The sequence below is a fragment of the Piezobacter thermophilus genome (assembly GCF_055386745.1).
Genome location: NZ_AP042380.1, coordinates 3,269,602 through 3,286,222 on the forward strand (window position 1 = coordinate 3,269,602; position 16,621 = coordinate 3,286,222).

The 16,621-nt window shown below is 54.9% G+C and carries 11 protein-coding genes and 1 pseudogene; 7 read left to right on the forward strand and 5 right to left on the reverse strand.

Going from position 1 to position 16,621, the window contains the following annotated elements; all coding sequences use genetic code 11:
• Nucleotides 1-56 precede the first annotated feature (56 nt).
• Entirely contained in the window at nt 57-1,247 is a 1,191-nt protein-coding gene (locus ACZ5CM_RS15900) for a cysteine desulfurase family protein (RefSeq protein WP_464640116.1), read from the reverse strand.
• Nucleotides 1,248-1,401: 154 nt separating this feature from the next.
• Between ACZ5CM_RS15900 and ACZ5CM_RS15905 the strand changes: the two genes are divergently transcribed.
• The 3 genes from ACZ5CM_RS15905 to ACZ5CM_RS15915 are packed head-to-tail and all read left to right on the forward strand — an operon-like array spanning nt 1,402 to nt 6,583.
• Nucleotides 1,402-2,361: a DUF4007 family protein gene (locus ACZ5CM_RS15905; RefSeq protein WP_464640118.1), complete on the forward strand. Its 960-nt coding sequence runs from the start codon at nt 1,402-1,404 to the stop codon at nt 2,359-2,361.
• Nucleotides 2,358-5,747, forward strand: a complete 3,390-nt coding sequence (locus ACZ5CM_RS15910) for a hypothetical protein (RefSeq protein WP_464640120.1) — start codon at nt 2,358-2,360, stop codon at nt 5,745-5,747. The genes ACZ5CM_RS15905 and ACZ5CM_RS15910 overlap by 4 nt, the downstream gene beginning before the upstream one ends.
• Entirely contained in the window at nt 5,744-6,583 is an 840-nt protein-coding gene (locus ACZ5CM_RS15915; protein ID WP_464640121.1) for a phosphoadenosine phosphosulfate reductase domain-containing protein, read from the forward strand. The genes ACZ5CM_RS15910 and ACZ5CM_RS15915 overlap by 4 nt, the downstream gene beginning before the upstream one ends.
• Nucleotides 6,584-6,629: 46 nt before the next feature.
• On the opposite strand, the gene ACZ5CM_RS15920 is transcribed toward ACZ5CM_RS15915, so the two are convergent.
• The 3 genes from ACZ5CM_RS15920 to ACZ5CM_RS15930 all read right to left on the reverse strand — a co-directional run bounded on the left by ACZ5CM_RS15920 (nt 6,630) and on the right by ACZ5CM_RS15930 (nt 11,070).
• A complete protein-coding gene (locus ACZ5CM_RS15920) occupies nt 6,630-7,271 on the reverse strand; it encodes a hypothetical protein (RefSeq protein ID WP_464640123.1) in 642 nt (213 codons plus the stop codon).
• 318 nt (nt 7,272-7,589) lie between these two features.
• Entirely contained in the window at nt 7,590-9,425 is a 1,836-nt protein-coding gene (locus tag ACZ5CM_RS15925) for an ATP-binding protein (RefSeq protein ID WP_464640124.1), read from the reverse strand.
• Nucleotides 9,412-11,070 carry a DEAD/DEAH box helicase gene (locus ACZ5CM_RS15930; RefSeq protein WP_464640126.1) on the reverse strand — a complete coding sequence of 553 codons (1,659 nt, stop codon included), beginning with the start codon at nt 11,068-11,070 and terminating at the stop codon, nt 9,412-9,414. The genes ACZ5CM_RS15925 and ACZ5CM_RS15930 overlap by 14 nt, the downstream gene beginning before the upstream one ends.
• Nucleotides 11,071-12,116: 1,046 nt before the next feature.
• Between ACZ5CM_RS15930 and ACZ5CM_RS15935 the strand changes: the two genes are divergently transcribed.
• The 4 genes and pseudogenes from ACZ5CM_RS15935 to ACZ5CM_RS15950 form a co-directional block, all read left to right on the forward strand.
• On the forward strand, nt 12,117-12,389 hold the full coding sequence (locus ACZ5CM_RS15935) for a type II toxin-antitoxin system prevent-host-death family antitoxin (protein ID WP_464640128.1): 273 nt from the start codon (nt 12,117-12,119) through the stop codon (nt 12,387-12,389).
• Nucleotides 12,386-12,997, forward strand: coding sequence for a type II toxin-antitoxin system RelE/ParE family toxin (locus ACZ5CM_RS15940; protein WP_464640130.1), 612 nt, complete (start codon nt 12,386-12,388; stop codon nt 12,995-12,997). The genes ACZ5CM_RS15935 and ACZ5CM_RS15940 overlap by 4 nt, the downstream gene beginning before the upstream one ends.
• The gene (locus ACZ5CM_RS15945; protein WP_464642653.1) at nt 12,892-13,941 is read left to right on the forward strand and encodes a Fic family protein; all 1,050 of its coding nucleotides are present in this window, start codon (nt 12,892-12,894) and stop codon (nt 13,939-13,941) included. Before ACZ5CM_RS15940 ends, ACZ5CM_RS15945 begins: the two co-directional genes overlap by 106 nt.
• Nucleotides 13,942-14,564: 623 nt before the next feature.
• Nucleotides 14,565-15,298 (forward strand): annotated as a pseudogene (locus ACZ5CM_RS15950) (IS3 family transposase); the annotation flags it as partial.
• A gap of 44 nt (nt 15,299-15,342) precedes the next feature.
• Here ACZ5CM_RS15950 and ACZ5CM_RS15955 read toward each other — a convergent pair.
• Entirely contained in the window at nt 15,343-16,548 is a 1,206-nt protein-coding gene (locus ACZ5CM_RS15955; protein ID WP_464637579.1) for an IS256 family transposase, read from the reverse strand.
• Nucleotides 16,549-16,621: the final 73 nt, after the last annotated feature.

The following is a 16,621-nucleotide window of genomic DNA, read 5'->3' on the forward strand; positions in this document are numbered from 1 at the left end:
CTGATTGCGCCCGGCGCACTGGGTTTCAGCAGAGGAATTCACACGCGACTGGCACCTTAAACGGCCCGCAATAGCCCATTCTTTTGGAGCTTTGCCAAAGCCGAGCCAACAATCTCCACGGCCTCGTCAACATCTTGATCGGTTGTATCTTTTCCCAAGCTGAATCTAATCGAAGACGCTGCTTGCTCTTCGGTCAACCCGATCGCTCTTAGCACATGGGAAACCTCCGGTGTCCCGCTTGTACATGCTGAACCCGTTGAGGCGGCAAGGCGCGGTTGAATTGTGCTGAGTAAATCATGGGCATCGACTCCCGAAAAGCCAATATTGGCGTTTCCAGAATGCCTCTCTGCGGAGAGGGCAGGCCCGTTTATCCATATTTCGCACGGCAGTTTGCGGAGTTTTTCAACAAACCGGTCTCTTCTCTGAGACAGGGATACGCGATCTCTAGCCGCTGAATCCGCGGCAGCGTATTTTGCAGCCGCGCCGAATCCGACGCACAAAGGCATCGGTACCGTTCCTGAGCGCAAGCCATTCTGCTGCCCCCCACCATATATTATCGGTTCAAGAAACGGCTGCACATCGCGCTGCACATACAACGCTCCGATCCCCATTGGTCCGTACATCTTATGCGCCGAAAGGCTGAGAAGATCGACATCTTGAGAAATGGTCGAAAGATCCATGGCGCATGCCGCCTGGGCACCATCACAATGAAAATAGGCCCCGACCCGGTGGGCTAGGCGCCCGATTTCAGCGATGTTCTGAACTGTCCCGATCTCGTTGTTCACGGCCATGATCGACACAATAAGGACGTCTTCATCAAGCTGGGTCTCGAGAAATTCGAGATCGATCCGGCCCTTGCTGTCCACGGGGATCAGCACGACTTCATAACCAAGTTGATCCCGAAGAATGCGCCCTGTTGCCAGCACACATTTGTGCTCGGTTGCGCCAAGTAGGATCCGTTTGCGCTGGCTGTTGATTGCCCGTCTTCCAAGCCCCAACAGCGCAAGGTTGTTTGCTTCGGTTGCTCCTGATGTGAAAACGATCTCGTCAGGGTCGCATCCTACGAGCGTACTTACTTCAGTCGCTGCTTGTTCGATGGCTTGGCTCGCCTTCCACCCAACTATGTGGTCCGTCGCGTGCGGGTTCCCGAAGTGTGCCGTGAAATATGGCTGCATCGCATCGAGAACCGCAGGGTCGAGTGGTGTAGTGGCTTGATGGTCAAAATATAGCGTATCGCAGATTTTCATTTTGTTACAACTACTTATGTTTCTTCTGAGGTCTGCATGGAGGACATAAGTCTATATCCCTGGAGCGGTTCTCCAGTTGACTGTAGCACATCGTCAGCGGTAAGGTCGAGCTGGATCGATCATCCAGTAGCAATGACTTGAAAGTTGAGAGGCAATGGCGCGCGGCCCAATTTACCTAGACACGTATAAACCGCAATTTTCTGGACATGAAACCTTTCCTCTACGTTACGGATGGCTGAAAAAGGCATTCGATGCGGTTTCTGAGTGCGATGGGCAAGCCAATAATCGTGTAGTTTTTACCGGCGATGACGCAATTGCGCGATTTGGCGTTGGGAAAAATATGGTTTCCTCGATGCGACATTGGGCAATTGCGGCGGGGGTCATTAAGGAAGGATCGGAGCCGAATTCTCTTGAAACGACGGCCATGGGGCGAATGTTATTCGGCCAACATGGTATTGACCCATATTTGGAACACCCGGCAAGTTTGTGGTGGGTGCATTGGAACTTGTCAGGAAGACCGGAAAAAACAACATGGTATTGGAGCTTCAACAATTTCTCAGGAGCAACCTTTGAGCGCGAGGGGCTTGTGAAAGCCATTGAGAAGGTTGCGAAAAACAGAGATTGGTCGCGGGTCGCGACGACAACAATCAAGCGGGATGTCGAGTGCTTTCTGCGGACATACGCAGCGAGGCCCGCCTCGGCAAAGGCAACCCCTGAAGACACATTGGAGTCACCGCTAGTCGAGCTCGGGCTGATAAAGGCTGTTGGGAAAAAAGACGGCTTTCGTTTTGTTCGAGGCCCGAAGTCAACGCTGAGCCCGGGTGTCTTTTTGTATTCATTGATTGAGTTCTGGCAGGGGTACACGACCGCGAATACACTTTCGTTTGAGGTCATTGCTCACGAACCTGGATCTCCTGGCCGCGTATTTCTTCTGGATGAAAACGACGTTGTGGATAGGTTGCTTGAACTGGAAGAGTTTACCGGTGGGGCGTTTAGATGGTCCGAGACAGCGGGGCTGAAGCAGGTGCTGCGGGACGGCGAGGTCGATCTCGGCGAGGCGCTAAAATATGTGGCTCTTGATTATCCAAAAGTCGATTGCAGGGAGGTTGCGTGAAAGTGCTGGCCGATAAAGTACGTGTAGCCCGACGATTTCAACGATCGATCCGGATTGATAGCGATCACAATGACCCGCAGGCCCTCGAAGGGTTTGTTTGCCCCAAGTCATCAGCTGAGGTGTTGGCTGCCATGGCGCACCATGTTTCTGAGACCGGGCATGGTGCGTTCACTTGGACCGGACCATATGGCAGCGGCAAATCAAGTTTGGTTGTTGCGCTCAGTGCGCTGCTCGGCGGAAATGAAGAGCTGGCCCAAACTGCCACCGCTTCCATAGGTCAAGATACCGCCGGAAAGGTTTTGGAGGCTATGCCGCCGAAATCAAAGGGGTGGACGGTCTTGCCGGTTGTCGGTCGTAGGGCGGACGCATGCCAAGTGATCGGGGAGGCGCTCCTTAAGCAGAAATTGGTCAAGAAAAAGCGAGACGAACATTGGACCGACGCCAAGGTCGTTTCGTCCTTGGTCGCCCTGTCAGAAAAGGCGCCCGACCAAAAGGGCGGGTTGATCCTTTTTATCGATGAAATGGGCAAATTTCTCGAAGCCGCTGCGCAAGAGGGTTCCGACGTTTATCTGTTTCAGCAGCTTGCGGAAGCAGCTTCTCGCAGCGCTGGCCGGCTCATCGTTGTTGGTATTCTCCACCAGTCATTCGAGGAATACGCAAACAGGCTTTCACGCGAAATGCGTGATGAGTGGTCGAAGATCCAAGGGCGGTTTATCGATCTTGCGGTAAATGCGGCCGGTGAAGAGCAGATCGATATGATCTCGCGTGCCATAGAGAATGGGCGCCAATCCTCCAAGCCGGGAAAGTTGGCAAGACTTGTTGCCTCTGAGATCAAGCGGCAAAGACCATCCGCATCAAATTCATTGCCGAAGACGTTGGAAGGATGCTGGCCGCTGCATCCCGTGGTCGCCTGCTTGCTCGGGCCAATTTCGCGCCGCCGCTTTGGCCAGAACCAACGAAGCATTTTCGGGTTCCTGAATTCTGCAGAACCTTTCGGGTTCCAGGACTTTCTTCGCAGTTATCCTCAAGGGGCTCTCTATGAACCTGATCGCTTGTGGGACTACTTACGGGTGAATTTGGAGCCGTCAATCCTGGCCTCGCCAGACGGCCATCGCTGGGCGACAGCGGCCGAGGCAATAGAACGATGCGAGGCTTTTGGCGGCACGGAGCTTGAGATCAAGCTTCTAAAAACCATCGCAGTAATCGATCTGTTCAAGGAGCGCTCTGGTCTTATTCCAAGCGAGGAACTTCTTCAGGTATGCTCTGGCTCTGCTGAGGAAGCGGAAGTCCGGGAAGCGCTGTCCAGACTCAGCGGATGGTCGCTGATTATCTACCGAAAATTTGCAAATGCATATGCGGTTTTTGCGGGTAGTGACTTTGATATTGATAAAGCCGTGCAGGAAATACTGCAGAACATAACCGAACTGGACTTCGGTGTATTCCAGCGATTTGCAGTCATTCCGCCACTTTTGGCGAAAAGGCATTATCATGAAACCGGTGCACTTAGATGGTTTGAGGTTGAGGTCGTTCCCTTGAGTGACCTAAGCCATCGTGCCAAAAATTTCTCTCCTCGAGCCGGGACCATAGGGCAGTTTCTCTTGGCGGTGCCAACGGAGGGAGAGAGCGAAGACATTGCCCGCCAGCTATGCCAAGAAGCCGCAGAAATCTCTCGTGACTGGGATACAGTTATCGGCTTGTCCGAGAGGGCTTGGGCGATAATCGATCTTGCGAGGGAGTTGATCGCGCTCGGTGAAGTTCAAGACGAGCATCCTGATCTAGCCGGTGACGCCGTGGCCCAGCGAGAGGTGGATGTGCGTTTTTCCGCGTTGCGGGGGCAACTTGAAGAAGAGGTGCGCCGCGCATTTGATAGCGCGACTTGGTATCTTAGGAATGAGCAACCTCGCCGCCTGCATCAGGCGGAATTGAATAATGTCGCATCCGAACTTGCGTCACAGCGTTTCCCGCATGCGCCCCGCCTGAACAATGAGTTGCTCAATCGGATTAAACCCTCGAGCAATGCGATCGCGGCTCAGAATGCTCTGCTGCGCGCCATGGTTTCAAACGCTGGCCAGGCGCGACTTGGCATACAAGGGTTCCCGGCTGAGGGCGGTCTTTTTGCGTCACTTCTGGAGGCAACCGGTCTGTACGCAGAAACGGAAGATGGCTGGAAATTTTGTGCGCCAAATGAAGCGGATGATCCTTTCCGGCTTGCGGCACTTTGGCAAGCCGCGACCGAACTGCTTAAGTCCGCCGAGGACCGCACGGTCAGCATAAGCGAGATCTATCAGCTTTGGTCAGAACCGCCCTTTGGCGTCAAAGACGGCATAATGCCAATTCTTGCGGTGGCTTTTGTCCTGTCGCGGAGTGATAAGATTGCCCTCTATCGCGAGGGAGTTTTCCAAGCGAAATTCAAAGATATTGATGTTGAGATATTGGCAAAGGACCCAACAGCTGTCCAGCTTCGATGGATGGACCTCTCCGCGCTTTCGCGACGTTTGTTGTCTAGCATGGCCGACATTGTGCGTGAACTGGATGCAACCAACAACCTGAGGAATCTCGCGCCGATCGACGTTGCTCGTGGATTGATTGCGATCTTTGATCGCTTACATCCCTGGACGAAGCGAACGATGCAGCTTTCTGCCAACGCAATTCGTGTGCGGGATCTTTTCAAGCTGGCCAATGATCCAAACAAGTTCCTTTTTGATGATATCCCAGCGGCCTTCGGTCAGCGCGGCTCTTTGGACGATGACGCAGCACTCGATTGGATCGTGAACGACGTGCGTGATGGTTTGACCGAACTCGTCCAAGCATACCCTTCGATGGTTCGGCGCCTAAATGATTTAATGCTTTCCGAACTTCAGGTGCCGAACGCCTCGCGAAAGGCGCTTGCTGAGCTTCGCTCGCGCGCCGAGAACATCAAGCAGCTGAGTGGAGATTTTCGCCTTGAGGCGTTTGTGAACAGGATCTCCAGCTTTAAGGGCGAACTTGAAGACATCGAAGGTATTGCCAGCCTGGCAGCCAACAGGCCTCCCCGGGATTGGACGGACTCAGATTTTGACCGAGCGGCGGTTGAGCTGACTGACTTGTCTCAACAATTTGTTCGCTGTGAAAATTTTGCTCGCGTTAAGGGCCGAACTGATAAGCGTCAGGCTATGGCCGTGGTCGTAGGCATCAACGGACGTCCAACGCCAGTTCACGCGGAATTCGAGGTGGCCGACTCTGAGCGGCAGGAACTGGAAGAAATCATCGCCCATTTGGAAGAAGCGTTAGGTGGTGCCACCGCTAGACGAAACCTGGTATTGGCCGCGCTTGCCGAACTTAGCTCACGTTATATTTCCGCTGAGGCCGGAACTGATGGCAGCGAAACAGAGATGGCATCATCATGAGCACACCAAAAGAAAAACATGTCTTGGGCTTGTCGGGTGGGCGCGATAGCGCCGCTCTCGCAGTCTATATGCGGCAACACTACCCTGAGCTGGATATCGAGTATTTCTTTACCGACACGGGTAAAGAATTACCTGAGGTCTACGAATTTCTCGGACGTCTAGAAGGTTTTCTTGGCAAGCCGATCCTACGCCTGAACCCAGACCGCGATTTTGATTTCTGGCTGAAGCAGTACAACAACTTTCTTCCGTCACCGCAGACCCGCTGGTGCACGAGACAGCTGAAGCTTCGTCCTTTTGAACATTGGCTTCGGCCGATTTTGGAAGAGGGGACGCATGTTTTTAGCTACGTGGCGATCCGGGCCGACGAAGAATATCGAGAAGGGTATAGTTCCAAGCACAAGAACCTAAAGATCCTTTTGCCGTTCAAAGAGGCAGGGATCGATAAGCCCGGGGTTCTCGACATTCTTGAAGCTTCGGGTTTAGGGCTTCCCCGCTATTACGACTGGCGTTCCCGTAGTGGTTGCACGTTCTGCTTTTATCAACAGAAGATCGAGTGGGTGCGCCTGAAAGAGCAGCATCCAGAAGCTTTCGAGGAAGCGAAGTCATATGAAAAAAACGCGGTTGCTCAGGGCTCCCCATTCACTTGGTCACAGGGCGAGTCCCTTGAGGAACTTACACGCCCGGAAAGAGTAAAGCAGATCAAAGAAGACTATGAAAAACGCCTGGCCCGACTAAAGGCCAAGCGGCAGTTAAATCCGCTTCGGGACGATGATGACAACATCGATATTGATGAGCTGTTTGGGCAGGCTAAGGTTTGTTTAGCTTGCCATAAGTGAGCTTGCATCACCGCTTCCGGGATACTTCTGCGCGAAGTCAAAACCTCTAAATTTCTGGACCGGAATAGCGAGCGATTTCGGTTCCTTTCTGAAGGTCGAAAGAGCCGACGGGTTGGCGGTATTCGCTTGGGAGAAAGTGCAGCAGCCAATTTCGCAGTGTTTTCCAGTGCTGGTCGTTATCATAGGCACGGTAATCTTTGGGAACATGAGTGGAAATAAATTCTCTTCCCTCATCTGGAGAGACCGGTTTGTGCGCAATTTTTTCAAGCTCCTGAACCAATGGTGATTGCCTTAGGAGCGCAGCGACGTATTTATTAAAATGAAACTCAGAAAGGTGCTTTGGAATGCGCAGCGCGGCGATGTCGCGTTTTCCCGCTTCTAATGTCCAACCGACGATGCGATCGGTCTGGGTGTCAGTGAAAATTTGAAACATTAGCTCCGGTCGGGAACACAGTGGCAACCAATATCCTGCTGGGATCGATTGTTCGTCGCCTGCGGGGGATTCTTCAGCAATATATACGGTTCCTTCAGTATCCAGCTCTTCAGCTGCGTGCGCAAGCTCATCCCTCAGCTCTTTTGTGGCTTCAATCGCGGTGGAAAACACAAGTTTTTCGAACTCTTTAAGTCGTTTGAGCTTGGTCTCGACGTCAACTAATAGTTCCAAGTTGGAAGGCATGGCCCATCCCATGCCTCTCTTGGTAAGGTTGGCGGATCCGACGAGGCATGCGTCATCGACACGATAGTATTTTGCATGGAGAGCCGGTTGCACATACAGTGATGCTCCATCTCGGTCCTTAACCAGATCGAAAATCTCGAGGTCGCTGACGCCAGCTAATATCTCCTCTACCCTCCAACGTGTTACGCACCTCACAGACGTTACACTTGACGGTATCGCCTCCAATACTAGTCGCATCGCATCACGTTTTATGAAGGGTGCGATTAGTATCACCTCTCTCTTGCCGCTGCGGCAAAGATTAATGAGCTCTGCTCCTGGTAAGAGCATCTTTCAGTCCTCTTCGCCGATGAAGTTCTTAGCCATCTTTCCCCACTCGTGACGTATATCACGAATTTTTTCGCGTGAGGGATAGTCTTCCTCTTCGTATCGGGCCCATGCTGCGAGGAGTAACTTCAAAGTATCGGAAGCATTTTCAATTCGATTAACAAGCTGACTGGGTGTTGCCTCGGAAATATCTGTATCCAGTACTCGCACAAGTTTTTCGTACGCTGGGTGGCGGGTGTTGAAAACGATTTCCGTTACGCCGCCTGGGCGAATGTCTACATTGAAAAATGCCTGGGAGTCAGCTTCCGCGGTTACAAAAATCAGCTTTCTGCCCCGTGATTTCACCGCTTGAGCAATTTCACGGGCGACATCTTCATTATATTTTTTGTTCTTAATTAGGTCCTCGGTCAGAGCATTCTGTGCCTCGTCGTCAAAATGTTCTTCGTCAGTCTCCGTTTTGTATCCTTTTTCAGCACGGGCTTTCCACTTTGCCGTGGCAGTGTCTTCAACGCCAACGGCGTCGTGTCGCTTTCCGCCACCTCGGATCCCTTTGGTCTGATCCTGCAAGCGTTTTCGGATTTGAGCGAGTTGATCGCGGATATAATTGACGATATCTACGATAAGGTAGCGTGTATCGCCCTCCTCCTCGAGCCTCGATTTGAAGTCCATATAGCTTTCACCTGGCTCGGCTTCAGTTTCCCAATTGAAATGCGACATATGTGAAAAGACTGTGGCGGCTTGCTTGTTGTTCGTCACGCCAAAAACCTCATCTAGCGCGGGGGGAAATTCCACCTCTACACCCCACCAACGTTCACGTGGGTCATAGCCAATTGCCCAAGATCCGTCGAGTTCGAGCTCCCGGCCAGCTCTCACGATCGAGACACCGATATTCTTCCCCGCATGCTTGCCATAGGGTGTATGGCCCCTGTCTGTCCCGTCATTTGGGATGGTCTCCGGGCGTGCCCATGACATCCGTACATGGACGCTGTGCGATTCACCGTCATATTCGATGGAGAATACGCGATGTTGTTCGCCCCAAACTTGGAACATCGGCTGCTCGTCGAATGGTGCAGGCGTTGACGAGGGTGCCATGAGGTACATCGGATCGTTCACTCGTACTCTCTTCTCGAAGGTCGGTTTGTCGTTTTCTACCTCTAGCGCGACAAGCCGAATATCTGTTTTTCCTTCATGGATAAATTTGCGATACATTCGGCCAACCAAGGTCTCTGTATTTTCCAAGGTGGCCCGGGCACTCTTCCACGTGAGACGGTACTCTTCGAGATTGCTCCAGATGATTAGTGTTCCGGTCGTACCGATCTCGTCCGATCTGTCACGCCACTCTGACGGAACCGAACGCGGCTCTGGTGTCGGTACATGCCGGTTTCTTCCAGCCTCGATGTCGTCCAAGTCAAGAAAGGAGTATATGGCGTTATCCGGCCCGTTTTGCCAAGTCCAGACTTCTACACGCCGACATTGGGATATTGAGGCATTGGGAAGGCCCATCCCAAACCTTCCTATCCCGCTTCTATCGTTCAAATGAGTACCGTTGCCAAACTGTAGCGCGAGCCGTAACACAGTTGCATCCATTCCAGCGCCGTTATCCAGCACCGCAATCTCAGCAATTCGGCGGCGCGTTCGTTTGTTAATTTGAACGGGCTTCTCTACGCAGAAAACTTCAACAGAGGTAGCTCCTGCTTGAATTGAATTGTCGATAAGTTCGGACAGGGCATATGCAGTATTTTTGTACCCGCTGTCACGCATAGCTTTGACAGCCAGTGACGGGGGGATTACTTCACCATCGAGCTTATCTTCAATGGCTGTTTCTGTACTATGAGTATTCACGCCACACATCCTCCCAATTCCTAAATGCTTCATTGACGTTGCCAAACCCAGGCAATTTTGTGTCGACCACGGTGACGATTTCTGCCGTTTTGTTGCCACCAGCACGGGGGCCTCTAGTCGCCCTTCCGACCATTTGACTGTACAAAACGAGGGATTTTGTTGGGCGCGCAATAACGGCCGCACTCGTGCGCGGCGCATCGAATCCGGTTGTCAGAACCCCGAAATTACATAAAACCATTGGCCGAGCGCTATCGCTCTTGAACTGACGAACGATGCGCTCTCTTCTCGCAGTGGGCGTTTCACCCGTGATAAGCTTCGCATCGTGTCCACGCGCGATAAGTAGCCCCGCGATTAGGTGGGCGTGCTGAACGGAAGCCCCGAAAACGATGATCCTTTTATGCCTATGCAATAGGTCCTCAATAGCTTGAATAATCATAAAATTGCGCGCGCCGTTCTCCGAAATTCTATCGAGAACTTCGCTGGGTATATCGATGCTAGCCTCTACAGCTTCCGCCTCTTTTGGTGATAAGCCTAGGTCGCCGTCAAACCGAATAGACGAAAATGTTGGTTCGGCCAGATAGCCTTCTGACATAAGAAAATCGACAGGATCTCGATAGCCCGGGACCTTGAGCGTAACTTTAGTGTTGCCGAAAAAATCTGATAGTTCGGCATCAGCCGCTTTGTCATTCCACGTGCGCCCCGGTGTTGCCGTCAGACCAAGTAATTGATTTTCAGGTTGCTTGGTGTAGAGGGCCTCAATCAGAGATCGATAAGTTCGGGCAATCGCTTGATGGGCTTCGTCCACAACTGTCAGGCTGGCTCTGTCCCCTAGCGAGATCAGTGCATTTTGATCCCGGGTATAGGCTGAGTATAACTTCGCAAAACCAGCTACTAGAACTCCGTTACGTACCTTATCCAAGTCGACGTTTCGATCTCCCCAAAATCTATATACAGTGACCGGTTGATCTCCTAGCACCCGCCAGCATTTTTCAAAATCCTCTGCCGCCTGTTCCAATAGTTCGCGACTATTCGCTAGCCAGCATATGACTGTCGGCCCATGGTCAATGAGATGTCTCGCAATGATATGCATTGCCGTGCGTGTTTTGCCGGCGCCGGTGGGCATATGTACCACAACCTTGTTGGGGTAGTTCCCAAGCGCTGTTCGCGCTCTTTGTGCTACGTCTCGCTGATAGGAGAATAGGCCGTACTGGGGCTCAACTTTCGCTGATGCCGGTTTTCGCACTGTCTGTGCCGTTGGGTCTTCAGTTATTCCGAAGAAAGAAAGAAGAACACGAATTTTGTCGGGTTTGTTTGTGAGGTTGAATTTTTTTAGCGAGGCATAGTAATTTCCCGTGGCATTTAATCCCAATTTTTCTGTGAGTTCTTGTGCCTTCTCTAAGCTCAAGTTGTCGAAAAATATATTCCTCGTGGCCTGGTCTAGGACACTTTTCGGGTTGTTGTTGCCGTACAGGACGTTTGCGACATTCCGAAGTGTGTCGTCTGAGGGTGTTGACGCCATGAGTTGGCGTAGGGTTTCAACTAGTTCTTCTCCGAGCAGGCGGCAAAGCTCAGCATGGCTCATTCCATCGATAACATGCTCTACCGATATGCCCGGCGCCGTTATGTTCTGCCCAAATGAAGTCACCGGTGGCCCCTCCAAAGGAGTTGAGGTCGGATTTCGAGTTCTGATCGCATCTGGTTTGTTTCATCTCTCCGTCTATTCTGCCTGGTCAAAGGAACCCGAGAGCGCAAAAAACATTCGGCTGGTTTACCCAGCCCGCGCAGCGATTCTGCGTGCGTCCTTCTGGTTGTGATCTTTTCGGCCGGTTCCTCGGCTGCCTCGAGCGACCACTTCGCCTCATTGGCCCGATAGATCGCGCCATTCGATCTGCGATCATGGCCTAGGAACTTCGGTGAGATCAGTTCGTTCCAAGCAGTTTTACTTCCTCCTTGGATGAACCCCGGCACCCTATCCCTGGGCGGAGCGAACATGGCCCTATCGCCATTGGATGTGCCGCCTTTTGGGGTGAGGGAACGCATCTGGTTGGCAAGGGCGTCAGGCATGGACAGACTCTATGTGAGAAATGGAATCGCGGCGTTTTCCCAAGAGCTTATATCGGCGTGGCGAGCTTTGCAGCAAGAATCCGCTTTCGGTTGTGCGGACGGCCACGGCGATGAGTGATGCGGGCTTGCCAGCTAGGCGAGGGCCGGCGACCTTCAATAACGGCCTTCCGTTATTGAAGTTTCAAGGGTTATCCTTGAATAAGACCTGACTGTGGGATCATGTCGGCCGGGCATGCTCATGCGCGTATCAGCGGATCGTCTGTTGCCGTGCAAGGGCAACATGCGCAATGTTCTCATCGCCTGAGGCCGAGGCCGTCATGGCCGAGGATTGCGGAACTCTGAGAAAGCTGGCCGAATGACCGGTCGGCGGGCTGTCTAAGCAGGGTTCGTTGGTTTGTGCGGCGTGTATGCGCAACCAAATCACTCTACGCGCAATTATCAGGGGTATGCGCAACATTGGCTGCGCAGAAAGAAGCGGCGCAATATTGCGCGGATAGAGCATCTGGGCACCTGATTACCCTGTGTGGATAATGGCATGTGCACCCGGGAGCGCCCCTTCACTTTATTATCTTATCTGGATTTTCCGTATAGAGTGGGCATCATCCTCATAACGTAGGGCCTGACCCCATGAAAATCATGACCGCATCTGCCTCAGGCAAGGAATTCGGCCGCTATCTGGACGCCGTGCAGCGCGAACCGGTGGCCATTACCAGGAAAAAACGTCCGGTCGCGGTGACGGTTTCCCTCCAGGACCAGGAAGAGCTGATCCGGATGCGCATTGACCAAGGCATTGTCAAAGGGCTGGACGATGTCGAAGCCGGGAGCTTCGAGGAAATGGGTGACGAGGTAACAGCGGCCCGCGTCGCCCGCTTCAAGGCACGGTTCCTCTCCGAGGGATGAAGGTCGTCATTCCCAAGGTGGCCAGCGAAAGCCTGTGGTCCGTTTACCTGTCTCACTTCGAGTATTTGCAGAACTATACCGATCAGTTTCAGTACGAGATCGACCGCTTCATCGTCGAGAGCCTCAAGGCCAATCCCCTGCTCGGGCATGTTTACCGTGAGGAACGCGGCATTCGCCGGCTGATCTTCCAGAAGCGTTACAACATCTATTACACTGCGCGGGATGACGTCGTCTTCGTCCTGTTCGTTTTCGACGGGCGCATGGACATCAACAGCCAGCTGCGGGAACGGGGCCTGAATGTCGATGCTCTGCTTGAGGGGTGGGGCGCCGCGAGGCTTGCACGATGCCACTTTCTTCTGGCTTGGCCGGGGTATCTCGGTTTGGTGTTTCCGATTGCCCCCTGCGGAGAATACATGCTATTAACGCCGCATAATGTGCGGAGAATAGAATGTACATCTGGGAACGCCCCGAATGGCCACGGTTCAAATGGGACGGCGCCGCCCTGGCCGCGCTGCTCGCCGAGCTGCGCCATGCGCAAGGGCGGCTTCTGGGGCGGATGGAGGCGCTGGGCTTTGGTCTGCGCGAGGAGGCGCACCTTCAGACGCTGACCCGGGACGTGGTCAAGACCAGCGCGATCGAGGGCGACGTTCTGGATGCCTCCACGGTCCGTTCATCGATCGCGCGCCGGCTGGGCATCGACATCGGCGCGTTGAAGCCGGCCGACCGGCATGTGGACGGTATCGTCGAGGTCATGCTGGACGCCACAGGCAAGTACGACCAGCCCCTGACGACAGAGCGACTGTTTGCCTGGCACGCGGCACTGTTTCCGACCGGGCGCAGCGGGCTGGCGAAGATCAGGGTCGGGTCTTGGCGCGACGATACCACCGGCCCGATGCAGGTGGTGTCCGGCGCCTTTGGCCGGGAGAAGGTTCACTATACAGCACCACCGGCTATGCGCATTGAGCGTGAGATGAAAGCGTTCCTTGCCTGGTTCGACGGGCGTCCTTCGGTCGACCCTGTTCTTGCTGCCGCCCAGGCCCATCTGTGGTTTGTCACGCTCCACCCCTTTGACGACGGCAATGGCCGTATCGCGCGGGCGATCGCCGACATGGCCCTGGCAAGGTCGGAGCGCAGCCCGCAGCGTTTCTACAGCATGTCGGCCCAGATCGAGGCCGAGCGGAACGCCTATTACGATGTTCTCGAGCGCACCCAAAAGGGAGGCATGGACATCACCGAATGGATGGACTGGTTCCTTGCCTGCCTGCACCGCGCCATCGACAGCGCGCAGGAGGTCGTGGCCGCCGTCAGCCGCAAGGCCCAATTCTGGGAGCGCGCCGTGGCGATGCCGCTCAACGAGCGCCAGATCAAGCTTCTCAACCGGATGCTCGATGGTTTCGAGGGTAAGATGACGTCATCGAAATGGGCGAAGATTGCCGGCTGTTCACAGGACAGCGCAAACCGGGACATTGCCGCCTTGCTGGACCTCGGGCTGCTGCAAAAGGGCCCGGCTGGAGGGCGGAGTACCCACTACCTGATCGTGCTCGACGAATGAGAACATCCGATTCCATGCGGGAATATGGCGCTACGTTGGCGGTGATATTTTGGGTTTCTCCCATCGTGCCACAAGCCTTTGAAATAACGCAATAAAACCTTCTCACAACACTTCGACCGCCGGTCTCATAACCTGAAGGTCGTAGGTTCAAATCCTACCCCCGCAACCAATTTGCCGCGTAATATCAAATGGTTAGCGCCATGCCGTTTTGGCCGCGCCAGGGCGCCGCCGGTTTTGGAAGCATAGTGGAAGCAAGAGGGCGCGAAGTCTTTCATGTTGCTTCGAAATATAGGGCTGGCATGTGCCGGCCAGCCTAATCGCAACCCTCGGTACACCGCAGCGCCAGTGCTTTCTGACCGTCAGCGCGCTTCCGCTTGGATACGCAACTCCAACTCGTGGGCTTCTGATACGCCTAGGCTGACTAGGCGACCGAGGATAGCGTCAATCCGACCGCGCGACGGATGAGACTGACGATACAGTGATGGATCCTCGACCGCCGCCACTTCGAACCATTCAGCGATCTTTCGACCTACTCCGAGTTCGTTCCACATTGCACGTGACCTGCCCCCCGCCAACGCCCGCATTTTGAAGTAGAGTCTGCCCGATCAGAAAGGAGCAGACGAATTCGAAAGAGCCGTTTTACGGAGGCGCAAATCATTGCGATGATCAAGGAACAGGAGGCCGGAATGCCGACGGTGGAGGTTTGTCGCCGGCATGGGCTGAGCCCGGCGACGTTCTACAAGTACAAGTCGAAATACGGCGGCATGGGGCTTTCGGACGTGAAGCGCCTGAAGATGCTTGAGGACGAGAATGCCAAGCTCAAGCGCCTGTTGGCCGATGCGATGCTGGACAACGCGGTCCTGAAGGATCTCCTGGGAAAGAACTGACGACGCCGAGCGCGCGGCGTGATGCAGCGCTGCGGGCGATGCGGGATCATGGCATCTCGCAGCGCCGGGCCTGCAGGCTGGTCGGTGTCGATCCCAAGACGGTCCGGCGCGAACGCCCGCCGGACCATCCGGAGATCCGCGAAGCGATGAAGCAGATTGCGGGCAAGCGCCGCCGTTTCGGTTACCGACGGATCGGCGTGTTGCTCGAACGCAAGGGAATGATCATGAACCACAAGAAACTCTATCGCCTGTATCGCGAAGAAGGGTTGTCGGTGAAACGGCGGCGCGGGCGCAAGCGCGCCAGAGGCTCGAGGACGCCAATGCCCGAGGCGATCAGGCCGAACCAGCGATGGAGTCTGGACTTCGTGTCCGACACGTTCGGTGCTTCGCGCCGGTTCCGCATTCTGGCGGTAATCGACGATTGCTGTCGCGAGAACCTCTGCCTGGTTGCCGACACCAGCATCTCGGGTCACGTCCGTCAAGGTGGTGTAATTTGGGTGGCCTCGTGTCATGATCATGCGGCCTGAGTTGTTATGCTGAGAATGGGGTCGGTCTCCTCGTTGTCGATCTGGGCGAAGGCCTCGACCTGCATGTAGCGGCTTGCGGTCTGCCATTCGTCGTTCTGCTCGAACAGGACGGCGCCGATGAGGCGGGTGATGGAGGCCTCGTTGGGGAAGATCCCGACGACGTCGGCCCTGCGCTTCACCTCCTTGTTCAAACGTTCAATCGGGTTGGTGCTGTGCAGTTTCTTGCGGTGCTGGCGGGGGAAGGCCATGTAGGCCAGCACGTCGTGCTCGCTCTCGTCCATCAGCTCGGCCAGTTTGGGCCAGCGAGAGCGTAGCTGGTCGGCGACGCGGCGCCATGTCTCGCCGGCCTGCTTTCGGTCGGGTTGATCGAAGGCCTGGCGGATGGCGGCGGCGACGACGGTGTGCTGGCCGCGCGAGACGTGGGCCAGGGCGTTGCGCATCCAGTGGACGCGGCAGCGTTGCCAGGTAGCGTCGAAGACCCGCCCGATGGCCGCGCGCAGGCCGCTGTGGGCATCCGAGATGACCAGCTTGCTCCCGTCAAGCCCCCGGGCCTTGAGGCCGCGGAGAAAATCCATCCAGAAGGTTTCTGCCTCCGACGGTCCCAGCCCCAGGCCAATGATTTCACGGCGTCCGTCCGTGTTCGCGGCGACGGCGATTATGGCCGCTACAGAGACAATGCGCCCGCCTTGGCGCACCTTGAGATAGGTGGCATCCAGCCAGACATAGGGCCATTCACCGGTAAGCGGCCGGTTCAGGAATTCGTTGACCCGTTCGTCAATGTCCTTGCACAGCTTCGACACCGTGCTTTTGGAGATGCCGTGCAGGCCCATCGCCTGTGCCAGTTCGTCCACGCGGCGGGTCGAGACGCCACCGATCCATGCCTCCTGGATCACTGCGACCAACGCCTTCTCGGATGTCTTGCGCGGCTCCAGAAAGCCCGGGAAGTAGCTGCCCTGCCGCAGCTTGGGCACCTTGAGGTTCAGCCGGCCCAAACGGGTATCGAGAGCGCGCTCTCGATACCCGTTGCGCCACGTCGTGCGTTCACTGTTGCGCTCATGCTTGCCGGCGCCGATCAGGCCCTCGACATCGGCCTCCATCAGAAGCTGCAGCACGGCCTCAGCAACGGCGCGAAGAAAATCGCCACCGTCCTGCTTGGCCAAAAGTTCGGAAAGGTCCATATTCGTCTTGGTCATCGGGGTCTCCGTGTGGTTCGTGGTTGAAGCTCTGAAACTCCACCGCAACCATACACCTCGATGGCCACCCTGG

Bases quoted from the DNA above. Each gene is read 5' to 3' on its own strand.
- ACZ5CM_RS15955 (WP_464637579.1), bottom strand. From the start codon at position 16,548: ATGACCAAGACGAATATGGACCTTTCCGAACTTTTGGCCAAGCAGGAC.
- ACZ5CM_RS15905 (WP_464640118.1), top strand. From the start codon at position 1,402: ATGGCGCGCGGCCCAATTTACCTAGACACGTATAAACCGCAATTTTCT.
- ACZ5CM_RS15920 (WP_464640123.1), bottom strand. From the start codon at position 7,271: ATGGGATGGGCCATGCCTTCCAACTTGGAACTATTAGTTGACGTCGAG.
- ACZ5CM_RS15900 (WP_464640116.1), bottom strand. From the start codon at position 1,247: ATGAAAATCTGCGATACGCTATATTTTGACCATCAAGCCACTACACCA.
- ACZ5CM_RS15915 (WP_464640121.1), top strand. From the start codon at position 5,744: ATGAGCACACCAAAAGAAAAACATGTCTTGGGCTTGTCGGGTGGGCGC.
- ACZ5CM_RS15940 (WP_464640130.1), top strand. From the start codon at position 12,386: ATGAAGGTCGTCATTCCCAAGGTGGCCAGCGAAAGCCTGTGGTCCGTT.
- ACZ5CM_RS15935 (WP_464640128.1), top strand. From the start codon at position 12,117: ATGAAAATCATGACCGCATCTGCCTCAGGCAAGGAATTCGGCCGCTAT.